The 14,196-nt window shown below is 51.9% G+C and carries 11 protein-coding genes; 4 read left to right on the top strand and 7 right to left on the bottom strand.

The window, feature by feature from the left end:
• Window positions 1-236: 236 nt before the first annotated feature.
• Together VB741_RS08140 and dapD are read right to left on the bottom strand one after the other, a co-directional pair.
• Complete coding sequence (locus VB741_RS08140; protein ID WP_323364663.1) at window positions 237-1,136, bottom strand: aminotransferase class IV; 900 nt, start codon at window positions 1,134-1,136, stop codon at window positions 237-239.
• 245 nt (window positions 1,137-1,381) lie between these two features.
• Window positions 1,382-2,239, bottom strand: coding sequence for a 2,3,4,5-tetrahydropyridine-2,6-dicarboxylate N-succinyltransferase (gene dapD, locus VB741_RS08135; RefSeq protein ID WP_323364662.1), 858 nt, complete (start codon window positions 2,237-2,239; stop codon window positions 1,382-1,384).
• Window positions 2,240-2,628: 389 nt separating this feature from the next.
• On the opposite strand from dapD, the gene VB741_RS08130 reads away from it, so the two are divergent.
• Entirely contained in the window at window positions 2,629-4,779 is a 2,151-nt protein-coding gene (locus VB741_RS08130) for a protein kinase domain-containing protein (protein WP_323364661.1), read from the top strand.
• Window positions 4,780-4,932: 153 nt separating this feature from the next.
• Here VB741_RS08130 and VB741_RS08125 read toward each other — a convergent pair whose 3' ends face one another.
• On the bottom strand, window positions 4,933-5,856 hold the full coding sequence (locus tag VB741_RS08125; RefSeq protein ID WP_323364660.1) for a c-type heme family protein: 924 nt from the start codon (window positions 5,854-5,856) through the stop codon (window positions 4,933-4,935).
• A 282-nt stretch (window positions 5,857-6,138) separates the two neighbouring features.
• The gene (locus VB741_RS08120; protein ID WP_323364659.1) at window positions 6,139-7,854 is read right to left on the bottom strand and encodes a protein adenylyltransferase SelO; all 1,716 of its coding nucleotides are present in this window, start codon (window positions 7,852-7,854) and stop codon (window positions 6,139-6,141) included.
• A gap of 389 nt (window positions 7,855-8,243) precedes the next feature.
• On the opposite strand from VB741_RS08120, the gene VB741_RS08115 reads away from it, so the two are divergent.
• Window positions 8,244-8,588, top strand: coding sequence for a hypothetical protein (locus VB741_RS08115; protein WP_323364658.1), 345 nt, complete (start codon window positions 8,244-8,246; stop codon window positions 8,586-8,588).
• Here the strand turns inward: VB741_RS08115 and VB741_RS08110 are convergent.
• The 3 genes from VB741_RS08110 to VB741_RS08100 form a co-directional block, all read right to left on the bottom strand.
• Window positions 8,585-8,851 (bottom strand): hypothetical protein, encoded by a 267-nt coding sequence (locus VB741_RS08110; RefSeq protein ID WP_323364657.1) that lies wholly within the window; start codon window positions 8,849-8,851, stop codon window positions 8,585-8,587. The genes VB741_RS08115 and VB741_RS08110 overlap by 4 nt on opposite strands.
• Before the next feature lie 508 nt (window positions 8,852-9,359).
• Window positions 9,360-9,887 (bottom strand): hypothetical protein, encoded by a 528-nt coding sequence (locus tag VB741_RS08105; RefSeq protein ID WP_323364656.1) that lies wholly within the window; start codon window positions 9,885-9,887, stop codon window positions 9,360-9,362.
• A gap of 190 nt (window positions 9,888-10,077) precedes the next feature.
• Window positions 10,078-11,112 carry a DUF3616 domain-containing protein gene (locus VB741_RS08100; protein WP_323364655.1) on the bottom strand — a complete coding sequence of 345 codons (1,035 nt, stop codon included), beginning with the start codon at window positions 11,110-11,112 and terminating at the stop codon, window positions 10,078-10,080.
• A 186-nt stretch (window positions 11,113-11,298) separates the two neighbouring features.
• Here VB741_RS08100 and metG point away from each other — a divergent pair, with 186 nt between their 5' ends.
• On the top strand, window positions 11,299-12,999 hold the full coding sequence (metG, locus tag VB741_RS08095) for a methionine--tRNA ligase (protein ID WP_323364654.1): 1,701 nt from the start codon (window positions 11,299-11,301) through the stop codon (window positions 12,997-12,999).
• A 59-nt stretch (window positions 13,000-13,058) separates the two neighbouring features.
• Window positions 13,059-14,069 (top strand): ABC transporter substrate-binding protein, encoded by a 1,011-nt coding sequence (locus VB741_RS08090; protein ID WP_323364653.1) that lies wholly within the window; start codon window positions 13,059-13,061, stop codon window positions 14,067-14,069.
• Window positions 14,070-14,196: the final 127 nt, after the last annotated feature.

Raw genomic sequence — 14,196 nt, 5'->3', positions numbered from 1 at the left:
ATTGTAGTTGGCGTGGCAGTGATTAGGTAAAGGCTGATTGCAAAGAGAATGTAGCTTAGACTGTTGGTGGGGAGTTTAAAGATGTTGCTTGGGGTTCCTCCGAGTTCCCTTTCTGGAAACAGTTCCGTTATCTCTTTTAGGCAACCTGGGGTTTCTCATGGTTAGGGCTGAGAGCCTCCCCAAACCCCAGGTTACTGGGTTACCCCTGTTTTTGAAGGTTTCTCGTCGTTCCCTATTTATTGAGAACCTAGCGCTGTCTGATCGGTTACAAAGTCTCTATAGGCTTCAATCAACCTCATGGTCACTGGTCCAAAGGGCTCGAACGTCTGCCTGTCTATCTGACTAATGGATTCGATTTCACAGGTGGTCCCGGTTAAAAAGACTTCTTGGGTCTGGGCTAGTTCCTCCGGCTGAATATGGCGCTCTACTACCTCAAGTCCTAGCTGCTTAGCTAGTTTGATGATAGTTTGTCGGGTAATACCGTTGAGAAAACAATCGGGTGTGGGGGTATGCACGGCCCCGTCCATAATCAGAAATACATTGGATGCGGTGGATTCGGCAATTAGCCCCCGATAGTCGAGCATTAGGGCATCGTCGAAGCCTTGCTGCACGGCTTCGTGCTTGCTCATGGTGCAGATGGGATAGAGACAGGCGGCTTTGCTGACTGTGGGGGCTGTAGTGGGATCGGGTTTGCGCCAGGTGATCTGACTGGTTAGTGTTAAGGGTTGTTTGGTGTCGATGCTGAACAGAGTGGTGGGAAAGGCCCAGGCGGCAATGCCGAGGCGGGTGGATGTGTCTGGGGCGTAGATGCGGAGGCGCTCGCTGCCGCGCCAGGCAAAGTGGCGGATGTAGCCGACGTCGATGGCTTCCTGGGCCAGTAGGTCGTGGGTGGCGGCGATGATGTCGGCGGTGGAGTAGGAAATTTCGAAGCCGAGGATTTTGGCGGACTGGTGCAGTCGCTCGATGTGCTCAGGGAGGAGAAACGGTTTGCCGTTGTAGATACGGACGCCTTCGAAAACGCTACTGGCGTAGTGGAGACCGTGGGTGAGGGGATGGATGGTGGCGTCTTTCCAGACAATGGTTTTGCCGTCGAGCCATAGAAACCCTTCTTTTTGGTCGAAAGGTAACAGAGACATGGAGAACTCCTAGGGGTGAGATTAATTGTTGGTGATGACCCATCTCCTTCTGGGAGGGGATGGGGGTTTCTACTTTGGTGTTAGCGGTGAACCACCCCGCCTTTCAGGCACCCCTCCCGAGAGGGGATGGGGGTTTTACTCTGGCGTTAGCGGTGAACCTACCCCGCCTTGTAGGCACCCCTCCCGAGAGGGGATGGGGAAATGGTTAGAAACTAGTTCTCCAAATGGATTAGTCTTTGTCTGACCTAATCTCGCAACAGGTCATTGATCGATGTTTTTGACCGGGTCTGATCGTCTACGGTCTTGACGATCACGTTGCAGTACAGGCTAGGTCCTGGTGTGCCATCGGGCATGGGCTTACCTGGCAATGCCCCTGGTACTACAACTGAGTAGGGGGGAATCTCGCCGTAGGTAATCTCTCCGGTGGCGCGGTTAACAATTTTGGTGGACTGACTTAGGTACACGCCGATGGCTAGGACGGCCCCTTGTCGGACAATCACTCCTTCGGATACTTCGCTTTGGCCACCGACGAAGACATTGTCTTCAATGATCACGGGGTTGGCCTGGAGAGGTTCGAGCACACCGCCGATGACGACGCCGGCGGAGATGTGGCAGTTTTTGCCGATTTGGGCGCAGGAGCCGACGGTGACGTAGCTGTCGATCATGGTGCCGCTGTCCACATAGGCCCCGATGTTGACAAAACTGGGCATGAGGACGACGTTGCCAGCCACGTAGGAACCGCGTCGCACGACGCAATTGGGTACGGCGCGAAATCCGGCCTGGGTGAAGTCAGCCTGGGTCCAGCCGGAAAACTTGGAGGGGACTTTATCAAACCAGGGGGCATCGCCCATGTCGGCGTACTTTAGACCGCTAGCAATGACGGTGGAGTCGTTGAGACGAAAGGACATGAGGACGGCCTTTTTGAGCCATTGGTTAACAACCCAGTCATCTCCTGATTTTTCGGTGACACGGTACTGGCCGTGATCGAGGCCGTTGACGACATGTTCGATGGCGTCGCGGGTTTCGCCTGATGTATTGGAATTGATCTCACTGCGGTTTTCCCAAGCGGTGTCGATAATTCGGATCAGGGTCTGGGTGTCCATGGAGAATGTGGCCTTTGGGGTAGCGGTTTGCACTGGAGATTGGAAAACGTCAATCTTAAAATGCTATCGCTAATGGGTCCCAGGGGAAATGGAGTTATGGCTGCTGTTAGCTTACGGAGTGATTAAGCTTTGTGATCAAAATCACTAGCTTTGCGGGTTGGCTAATGAAGTCTGGAAAGTATGAGGTGTAGGCACAGACGATTTTTGAATTGGTTCCAGGGCCTTTATCAGAAAACCGAGGCCTATGTGGTGAAGGTTTTAGGGTGCTGTTCCCTGCGTGACACGTTGTGGCCGATTTAGTTACGGCCTATGTCATCTGTGTAGAGTCCTGAGACGATTTACACATCCTACGTTTCATAGTGTGCCCCTTTAACAGTTCCCTTGAGCTCATGTCCAGCAAACTTCCTATCCCTAGCCGAGGACAGCGTGCCCTTGCTGCCATTGTTGTGACTGATGCGGTGGGTTTTAGTGCCCGCATGTCGGTTGATGAAGAAAGAACCCTAGGACTGATTCGCCATGACTTGGCATTGATGGAAAATCAGTGCCAAGCGTTTGACGGTCAGGTGCTGAAGTCTACGGGCGATGGATTGTTGATGTATTTTGTCAGTGCGGTGCAGGCGGTGGGTTGTGCGATCGCAATCCAAAAAGCTTTTATTTCCAGAGCCTCAGACTCCGACAGCCTGGCTCACCGGATCGGCATCCACATGGGGGATGTCTTTTTCAACCAGTCAGACGTCATGGGCAACAGCGTCAACATTGCGGCGCGGCTCCAGACCCAGGCTAAACCCGGCGGCATTTGCCTATCCCAACTGATCTACGACCTGGTGAAGGTGCGGCTGTCCCTGGATGCAGAATTTGTCGGTCCACTCAAACTTAAAAATATTCAAGATCCGATTTCGGTCTATCACCTTAATGTGGCGGGCTCTGGACATCGGGGCCAGAGCTCCCCATCTGGCAACTACAGCCCTGGGGCTCAACTATCTGGGGGCAGATCTGCGCCTGATCCCCATCAACCCCAGCCTGGATTGCCTCAGCGGGCTCGCCCATCAGCCGCTCTATCGGCCCGGCCCAGTGCTGGCCGCCCCTCAGTTCCCCAAGCTGCGCCTCAACCCCTCCAGCAGGGATCACAGCCTAAGGAGGTCCTGCCAGAAGGCACCAAAGTGGCAGGGCGCTACACCATTAAAAAAATGTTGGGACAGGGGGGCTTTGGCTTTTCTTACTTGGTGGAAGACACCCAGCGCTTTGGCGAACTCTGTGTGCTCAAGGAACTGCGCCCGATGCAAAAGCAGGGGGCCTTCTTGCAAAAGGCGATTGAGCTATTCCAGCGAGAGGCCAAAACGCTCCACAGCATTGACCATCCGCAGATTCCTAAATTTTTGGCTAGCTTTACCCAGGCCAAACGGCTGTTCATTGTTCAGGAATACATTGATGGGATCACCTATCTAAAGCTGCTGCAACGGCGTAAGAAGCAATCTAAACTCTTTACCGAGGCGGAGGTGGTTTACTGGCTGGTCCACATGCTGCGCGTGCTGGACTATCTCCACAGTCTGAACATTATGCATCGTGATATTTCCCCTGAAAATGTGATGTTTTCTCGCGATCGCAACCTACCCATTTTGATCGACTTTGGCCTGGTCAATAACACCAAGTCCGATGCCCTAGCGGAAAGTATTACCCGGGCGGACAGCCTCAAAAATTCAGTTACCGCCGTGGGTAAATTTGGCTATTCCCCGCCAGAGCAAATGTATGGCAAATGCAACCCTTCTAGCGATCTCTATGCCCTGGGGATAACGGCCCTAGTGCTCCTGACCGGAGAGCATCCCCGCAACCTGATGGATGATCGGACGCTGGACCTGCAATGGCAGCAGCATGCCACCGTCAGCCCAACCCTGGCGAGGGTTTTGGACACCATGATCCGGCAACAGCCCCAGGAACGGTATCAGTCTGCTAGTGAAGTATTTGAACAGCTCAGCCCCCTACTACCGGCCAGTGTGGGTAAAACCCTGAATCCGGTGTCCCAACCTACCCGGTTAATAGCTCCACCCGAGCCGCAGCTCAGCAATCCTTTTCGGCCAGATCCGGCCTTTATTGCCCAGTGCCGTGACGAACTGGCGCGCTGCATTGGCCCCATTGCCGACATGGTGATCGAAGAAACCCTGCAGGATAATCCTGACGCCACCCCCCAGGAAATAGTTGATATTTTGGCGGGGCAAATCACCGATGCGGACCGGGCCACCGCTTTTGTCAGTCACATTTGTGTGCCTAGCGAAGCCTTGGCTAACAGTCAAACGATGCCAGAGCTGTACACCTTGCAGCAGTTGTTAAAGCCTGCTTTTATTAACCAATGTCGCCAGGTCCTAGCCCAGTCCATTGGGCCGATGGCTAGCATGATTGTGGAAGATATCTTGGCCGATTATCCAGACCTGACTGCCCGCGCCTTTGTGGATCGGCTGGCGAAGGAAATTCCAGATGGAAAGAAGGCCCAGGAATTTCGTCAGCAGTTACGCAATGCCATTGTGAAAGTCCGGTCGCCAAAATGACGCTTAGGGTATCAATTTAAGCCGGGAAATCCTGACTGGGTGGGGAGTCAGGGGTCAGAAGCCAGAAGCCAGTCAGGCACTGAATTCTGACCCCTGACTCCTGAATACTATCCTTGGAACAATGTCTCGCTTTGAGTTGGTACCCGCTTACACCTAACCTGACTGTGATCCGCCTGGTCGTCTATTGCGATTGCGTTCTAGCCGCTGCATGGCCATTTGTAAACTGAGGCGCATGCGGTTAAAGGAGTCGGTGAGTTTGCCCACTTCGTCGTCGGACCATTTGGTAAATTCGGCTTTGGTGTCGCCTGTGCTGACGGCTTCGGCAGTGGCGGCCATGCGGTTGAGGGGCCGTACCACGTAGCGTTTGAGCCAGTAGTTGACTAGGAGGATTGCGATCGCAAACACCCCAGTAAACACCCCCAAGGTAATCAACAGCGATTTCCTGGCCTTAGTAAATACGGTTTGGGCGGGCACCGAGATAATTTGAGTACCGATAATGTCATTCAGTTTCCAACCAAAACCGTTCTGCCTACCGTAAAGGTCAACCATACTTTTGGGCGCTCGTTCGGGGGTGCTATGGCACGATAGACAAGCCTCTTGTTTGATTTGAATTGGCCTGGCAATGTAGTATAGTTTGCCGCCTGGGGAATTTCTAAAGTCGTGGAATTCTTCAGGGCTGTCAGCCTCTTTAAATTTACTCACCAACGACGCTTCCAGCTGATCGGCCTTATCCTTAGGATTAGTTGGATTCAGAACAGCTTCCCGATAGGAAAAGTCTTGATAGTCTGGGCTAGATTGCAGGACTTTAAACACCGTATGGGCCGAGTAGCTGGGCACGGTTTCCGGCAAAAACTGGACTTCGCTACGTTCGGATATTTCTGGCGTGACTTCATCAACGGTGTACTGTCGGACAGCATTCATGGTCTCCATCAGCATCAGGGCCTTACTGGTCAGCTCGGCCTGGGCAGTGTAGTTCAGCAATCGCGACAGGGCGATGCCACCCATTAAGATACCGACCATAAATACTCCCAGGAGCATCAGGGTAAATTTTTGTCCGAGGTTCAGTTTTGACAACATGGTTACCAGCAAATCCTAGGTGATGGGGCAGAGGCACTCTACCTAAGTTATCCATTCGGTCCAAGTTAGGGTTGTCAGTCAACTCAATTGGCAATATTTCATCATAAATAATATCTAAATTGAGGACAACCCAGTAGGCTGGGTCCTAGGGCGGCATCCCAGCCCTAGCCATGGAAACCCCAGTTTGCCTAGCTAGAATAGCTGTATTACTTCCGGAAAGGGAACTCGGAAGGACTCCAAGCAACCGGTTTTGGTTCCCTCCGATCATAAGCCCGCGCATCATCAAGATGAACAACTATAGTGCGACACGCCACCAACGTCAGAAAACGCACTAGGTCTTAGACGATAGTATTTATCTTCTACGTCTTGTGATTGCTCATCATATGGATAGCTAAATACTGCTTGCAACTCTTTAACTAACGTGTAGTCACCCTGCATGGCTTGTTGATAGGCAGGGACAATCAACCACTCTCGCCATGTGTATTTTGGGTTAGTCTGTTTCATATGTGTTGAGATCTCAGCCAAATTGCCGTCGTTAATAACAAGGTCACGCCAGCTTTTTAGCCAAGTTTGCCATTGTTCATCGAGTTGTTGTGACGTTTTACCATAGAAACTCTTTTTCAAGGCTGAGACATCGTCTGGTATGTGAGATAACTCGCGGAAGAAAATGGTGTAATCCACATCTGAGTGGGTCATTAACTGCATTAATTGCTTAAATAGCTCTGGGTTAAATTCAGTTAAGCCAAGTTTGGCCGCCCACATGTTTTGGATTTGTTGTTGCATTACTTCTGCAAAGCCACGGCCTACTTGGTCGAACTGTTCTAAAGCGTCAGCATCTTCTGCAAGTAACGGTCTCACAGCTTTCCAAAACATATAATAATTCGCTTCTGCTGCCCTTGGCTGATTGATGAATGCAAAGTGTTGGCCGCCGCCAGTCCATGGTTGAAACCAAGGGTCAAAAATTTCACAAAACCCAAAAGGTCCATAGTCGAGGGTAAAGCCACCAGCGGCGCAGTTGTCGCTGTTAAAATTACCCTGGCAGTAACCAACCCGTAGCCAGTTGGCCACCAGTGAAATCAGACGCTGGCGAAATAACTTAGCCAACTCAACCAATTGATCTGCAAAACCAAGGTTTTGATTAATGTCGCTTTTGTATTCTCGCTCAATTAAATGCGACACTATCATACGCAACTCTTCTGATGCTTTTGGATGAGCATTGTTGCGATCGCGGCGGGCAAATAACTCTAGCTGACCAACGCGCAAAAAGGAGGGTGCAACGCGAGTTGAAATGGCCACAGGATTGTCCACCAAAATATCAGGCTCGGTGGAGTAGGAGTCTTGAGAATACCAAGGCCGGGTAACGGTCTCAGATTTAGAAACGTACAGTGTCAAAGAGCGCGATGTTGGCACACCTAAAGCGTGCATATAGTCTTGCGCTAAAAACTCACGCACACTTGAACGTAATACTGCACGCCCTTCGGCACCACGGCAATAAGGCGTTGGGCCACCCCCTTTCAATTGCATTTCCCAGCGCTGGCCATTGATGACGCCTTCAAATACAGATATCGCCCGACCATCGCCATAACCATTCCCCGTACCGAATGGACAATTGTGGATATATTCGGTGCCATAAATCGACAGTGCATACCCCGTCGCCCAGCCAACCTGACGCATCGGCCCATGGGCAGCAGAGAGATCACCCGAAAATACCTGCCGAAATTTTTCATCAAGGGCCAACTCATCGCTCAACCCAAGTTCCTTAAAAAAAGTGCTGCTATGGGTGACATATTCGGGTTCTGGAAGCGGTGTGGGTGCCACAGGTACAAAATGACCAGAAAAAACCTGGCGGGCACGGTGATCTTCACCATCGACCGTGGCGTCAGGATCGGCATTTAGGGTATCCATCAGAGAATAATCCGCCAATCGCACAAACTCATCGAATGTGGTTACGCAGGGCTCAGCAGATACCTCTGGTGAGGGTTTAGATGGATATGACATTGTTGCTAGCGCCCGTATTGTGGGGAAAGATTTGTGCTTAATTGAGGATCATGTAGAGGCTAGCATATTCAATGTGGAGCTTTCTAGACCAAGTAGGTAATCCTATCGGAGATTTGGGCTTTAACCCCTTTGACCATGCAATTGAATGTGGCGCGTTGGACACCAAATCGGCACTTAAACTTTTGGCCACTCAGGGTTTGGGTTGCTTCGTAGTTCATCTGCCTGACATGGAAACAGTGAACTAAAGCCTGCTAGGCTACCATGAAATCTATGATGCAAAAGGTCTAATAGATGGAGCTGTCCCTATTGCACTGGAGGAATAATGGATAATACAACATTTCCAATGTTATCTGGGAGCAGGAAGCACCAAAATCGTAGGGATGCTGTTTTTGTCCAAGCTTGCTCCCGAACACCACACCCAAACTGCCACCGCCGATATGCTAGAGGCCGCCATCTCCCGAGCCTTTACCCTTGGCACCTCCTACTTCACTAACGTCTGGACCGAGTTCACCGGCGATCCCACCAAACCAGAAGAAGTCCACGCAGGCCAAATAGCCCTCAAAGCCTTGGCAGATGGCACCCAGCCTACAACCACTGACGCAGCTACCAAAGCCGCACTCCGACGCATGGTCCGCTACCACGTGCTCAAAGAAGACCATGGCCAATACGAATTTGATATTCCCCTGATCAAACGCTGGGTAAAAGAACGAGCCATTCTGGATGACCTAGTTTAGGCCCATTCATCATCGATATAGGGTTCAGCAGGAATAAAGTCTATGCAGATCTGAATGTTTCCTACTTTCCATTGGTGATCAGGTGACAGGAAAGGACAATGGGCAATGGCCGTTATCCACTTTTCCTGTAACTCAAATTCTGACCCCACCGGAGCATTTAAAGCTTCAGGAAACTCTTCCCTAGTAACCGTTTTATCAGTGACGAATAATGTCGGGTTACCATCAAAGGAGATCACCTGATCGAGAATGATCGGCTGTTCCATAAGATTTTCTCACAACGATTGATATTCGAGATCTACAGGGCACAACCAACGATTGATTCGACAAACTTAAAGTGGAAAATCTTCCCAAGGATAGTAGGTAAACTTTGGCTGGCTTGAGGCTTGGGGGTTCCCTCACCCTAAATCCCTCTCCCGGGGGGAGAGGGACTTTGATGCTTTGCCTGGACTTGGTTTGGGAGTTAAAATCCCTTCCTCTCGTGACTCCTGGCTCCTGACTGCTGGATTCTTATTGTGAGAGAATGGGTACTAAAAACTTGTTGGATCTGTTGCAGTTTACTGCCTTCCAAAACAAACATATAAATGGAGCAGACAAAGACATAGAGCATCCAGTGAAATGAGCATGCCCAATATTGCAACCCTTTACACAGATGTCCCGGACGTAAAGCAGTTTAATTTGTTATTTACGTGTATTTGGGTAATTTTTTCCCTTGGGACTGTTCGATCTAACACCAGAATTCTCTCAACATGCCACCCTATTCCTAGGTAAACGTCAGTTAAAGTCACTGGTCGCTTTGGGGGCTTTGAGCCGCCGCCGGGGGGATTGGGGATTGACGATTTCGTAGGGAGTACCCCAGTCATTTAACGATAGCTGTAGGCCGGTAAGGGGCGGACGAATATCGCTGAGGGTGAGCTGCCCCATGTGTTCTTGCTGTTGGTGGTGCTGCTGTTGATGGCGCTGCCAGCGACGGTAGTTGTGATAGGTGCGATGGCACGAGCCACAGAGGACGACAACAGACTGGTTAGAGGATTTTTTGTTTTTTTTCTTGGGGGCCTTCTTTTTGGCATTGTCCGGGTCTAAGACAATGGATTCTGGTTTGTAATTTTTGGTCACATGTAGCGTCCAGCGGCGAGGGTGGGCGGCGATCACCTCTGCTTCATGGCCACTTCGGACCGCAAAGTCACCCAAGGATTCGTTAGGGCGGCGACACAACTTGCCACAGGCCTTACACTGCCAGTTTGCCGCCTGCTTCAGGGCAAGGGCTTTGGGTTGTTTTGCATGGGGGCTGGACGTTGGCATCTAGGTAGAAACACGCTGGTCTGGGCCATAGCTTATCGTTAAATGGATATTTTGCAAGGGGGTCGGAGGCATGCCTGGGCAGCCTTGGTTCTAGGGGTGGGTACCCATCGGCATAGGGGGCACCGCCGGGAGGGTGGTTCGCTAAAACCTGGAGCTGGCTATGGTGAACCTGGCCCAGTGGGTTAAACCATCAGGGCTTGGGGATATGCCAAAGCTGGGGCCCCCCGCCCTTGATGCCGTCGTAAATGATCAAGGCCTTGTATCCCGTGATGGTTTCTTCCAGCACGGTAATGCCTTCGGGTTTGCCTGGAGTGCCATCGTCCCCCAGGGGAGGCTGAATATTTTCTAGCTGGATGAGGGCGGGGGGCATTGGCGGGAGGCGGTCTTTGCCATAAACCATGTCCGTACCATCCCAGAAATATAGATTGTAGGGACCGGGGGCATCTCCCATGGGGCCACCGATGATCAAAAAGCCATCGTCTACCGCTGTCATGTCTCGAATGGCTCCGCCATTGAGTTGGACAAATCGCAGTTCGTAGGGTTTTGGATCTTTGGCTTTTAGATCTTTGGTTTTTAACGCTTTTGTCCGGTCGAAGGCATCCTGGTCAATCACCATTACGGGCACATAGTTACCCCGGAGGATAGGCCCCCTAAAGCCGAGGAACAGTTGTCCCTTTTGGTAGGCGAGGCCTTCAATGTCAATGCCATTTTCTTTACTGGGAATATCGATGAACCGTTTGAGGTAGTCGTCTTGGGCAAACAGGGTTTTGAGATAGTCGACTGTTTTGATTTCTCCTTTGACCTTGCCGGTTTTGGGTTTTAGGGTGACTTGAAAAATGCGATTGCGGTCGGTCTCGGGGGCGATGTTGGCATCGGCTAATCGTTGGCGATTTTCAGCGGCTGTTTTTTTGTCAATTTTTACGGTCTGACGTTTTTGGGAGTGGGAGCCAATGATGTAAAGCTGGGTGTTATCTGGGTCAAAGGCAATGCTTTCGATGTCAATTTCATTGCCATCGTCTGGGGTAGGTAGTTCGATCTCCAGGTTCTGATCAATGGTGTAGACCTGGTCGGCTGTTTGTTTGAGCAGCTGCAACTGTTTTTTGCTTTCATCGGAACCAACGGCTAGATAGGGGGTGCCGTCGATCGTAAAGTTTGCGATCGCACTTAAATCCTCACCCTGATGAATCTTGCCGGAAAACGTCACAATTTGAGAAATAATTGGCATAATGCCCCTTGGAAAATACCTGAATCCCCATACCGTGGGTGCCCTTGACCCGCATCCCACAGAGCCATACATATTCCCATACATATTGACGATCAGTATAAAGGGGATTTAATTGGCTAAGCCTAAAAAGCTCGCTACTATTGAGCCAACACACCTAACCCGCTAGGGTGTATAGAGCACACTGCCTTGGCAAACGATAGCAACCTCCGCATGCGATACCTCATTACCAGCGCCCTTCCCTACATCAACGGTATTAAACACCTGGGTAACCTGGTGGGCTCCATGCTGCCCGCCGATGTATACGCACGCTTCCTGCGTCAAGAGGGAGAAGAGGTCCTCTATATCTGCGCCACCGATGAACATGGCACACCAGCGGAAATCGCCGCCCTAGAAGCAAATTTAGAGGTGGCTGAGTTCTGCACTCGCCAGTACCAGAAACAAAAAGATATCTACGAGTGTTTCGGCCTTTCCTTTGACTATTTTGGTCGCACGTCGGCCCCCGAAAACCACGAACTGACCCAGCATTTTTACCAAAAGCTGGCCCAGCATGGGTTCATTGAAGAACGGGAAATCAGCCAGATCTATTCCCTAGAAGACGACCGCTTTTTGCCCGACCGCTATGTCACAGGTACCTGTCCCCACTGTGGTTATGACAAGGCTCGGGGAGATCAGTGTGAGAACTGCACCAAGGTATTGTCCCCCACGGACCTGATTGACCCCCGCTCAACGATTTCCGGCAGCACTAATTTAGAAGTACGCAGTTCCAAGCATCTGTTCTTGCTGCTGGACAAACTGAGCGATGAAATCCGCACCTGGGTGGATCAGCAAACCCAATGGCCCAAGCTGACCATGTCCATTGCCCAGAAGTGGCTGGATGAAGGGTTACAGAGCCGAGGCATTACCCGCGATCTGAGCTGGGGGGTGCCGGTGCCGGTCGAGGGCTTTGAAGGCAAGGTGTTTTATGTCTGGTTCGATGCCCCCATCGGCTATGTGTCGGCTACAAAAGCTTGGGGTGAATCCACCGGTAATGATTGGGAGAGCTGGTGGAAAGGGGGAGAAGATGTGCACTACACCCAGTTTATGGCCAAGGACAATCTGCCCTTCCATACCATTATGTGGCCTGCCACCATCCTCGGCAGCCGCGAACCCTGGAAGATGGCGGACTACATCAAGGGCTTTAACTGGCTCAACTACTATGGGGGCAAGTTTTCCACCAGTTCTAAGCGGGGCGTTTTCCTAGACCAGGCCCTGGACATTGCCCCGGCGGACTATTGGCGCTACATGCTGATGGCCAGCGCGCCGGAGTCGTCGGATTCTGCCTTTACCTGGGAGCTATTCCAGAACCGGGTGAATAAGGAACTGGCGGACAATTTGGGGAATTTTGTCAATCGGATTCTGAAGTTTACGGCCTCTAAGTTTGGGCCAGAACTGCCGTCCGGCGGTACCCCTGGGGAGGCCGAGGCGGAACTGGAAGCGACCTGTAAAGACTTGGTGGAAAAACTGCGGAGCCATCTGCGCCAGCAGGAATTTCGGCGGGCGACGGAAACGTTGAATGCCCTATGGACGGTGGGGAATCAATATATTGACGTGCGGGCTCCCTGGTCGTTGTTTAAGCAAGATCAGGATGGAGCAGCGGTGGTGATTCGCACCTGCATTAACCTGATTCGGCTATATGCGATCGCTAGTGCCCCCTTCATCCCCCACACCGCTGCCCTGCTCTACGATGCCCTCCAGCTCACCGACGAAGAGCGCAACAGCACCATGGCGGCTGCCACGGATCTAACGATTCTGACGGCGGGTCGTGGCTTTGCCGTACCCGCCCCCCTATTCCAAAAGCTGGATGATGATCGGGTGGCTGAACTCAAGGCCCAGTACGGCGGTGACTAGGGCCATTGCTTTCACTACTAGCTGCTGGATAGATTTTGTTTGAGAGGTTTTGATTAGTGATGAAATACCCTTGCTTTTTCCCTAAAACCTTAGTGCTGCCCGCCCTGCTTTCGGCCACGTTACTCGGCTGCGGTAGCAACCAGGAACTGGATGAATATGGGGATCCCACTGCCACCGATGTGCCCTACGTTGCCGTCACCCAAATTGTTGAGCACCCGGCCCTAGATGCCGTGCGGGATGGTCTCAAAGACAAGCTCAAGGAGGAGGGCTACGAAGCCGATAGCTCCCTGAAGTGGGAGTGGGAAAGTGCCCAGGGCCAGGCCGCCAATGCAGCCCAGATCGCCCAGAAATTTGTGGGGGATGCCCCAGACCTGATCGTGGCCATTGCCACCCCATCGGCCCAGGCGGTGGTGGGTAGTACCGACACCATTCCGGTGGTATTTTCGGCGGTGACCGACCCGGTGGGTGCAGAATTGGTGCCCAGTTTAGAGGCGTCTGGCGGCACCGTCACCGGCGTGAGCGATCTCTCCCCCATTGATGAACATCTGGCCTTAGTGGCCGATATTGTCCCCGATGCGAAAACCGTGGGGGTGATTTACAACGCGGGAGAATCTAACTCCGTCAGTCTGTTGGCATTGCTCAAGACAGAGGCTGAGGCGCAGGGATTTACCCTGCAGGAGGCGACGGTATCTAGCTCGGCCGATGTGGCGACGGCGGCGAAAAGCCTGGTGGGCAAGGTGGATGTGATCTATGTCCCCACCGATAATACGGTGGTGTCGGCCCTGGAGGCGGTGATTCAAGTGGGGAATGAGAACAAGTTGCCAGTGTTTGCTGGAGATACGGATTCGGTGGAGCGGGGTGCGATCGCAACCGCTAGCTTTGACTACTACGAAGTCGGTCGCCAAACCGGGGCCATGGTCGTCCGCATCCTCGGCGGCGAAAAACCTGGAGATATCCCCGTGGAATTAGCCAACACCGTTGACCTGGCCATCAATCTGAAGGCGGCGGCCGCCATGGGAGTGACCATACCCGATGCCATCCAATCCAGTGCCGATCAGGTGTTTGAATAATAGACCTCTTGCATAATAGTTTCTATGGTAGATTTTTAGGTTTTGGTTCATTGCTTTACACCTAGGCAGATGAACTACGAAGCCACCCAAACCCTTAGCAATTCAAAGTTTAAGCGTCGATTCGGCG

Source organism: Leptothoe sp. PORK10 BA2 (assembly GCF_034932105.1).
GTDB lineage: Bacteria > Cyanobacteriota > Cyanobacteriia > Phormidesmidales > Phormidesmidaceae > Leptothoe.
This window is presented reverse-complemented; position numbering and strand designations above follow the sequence as displayed.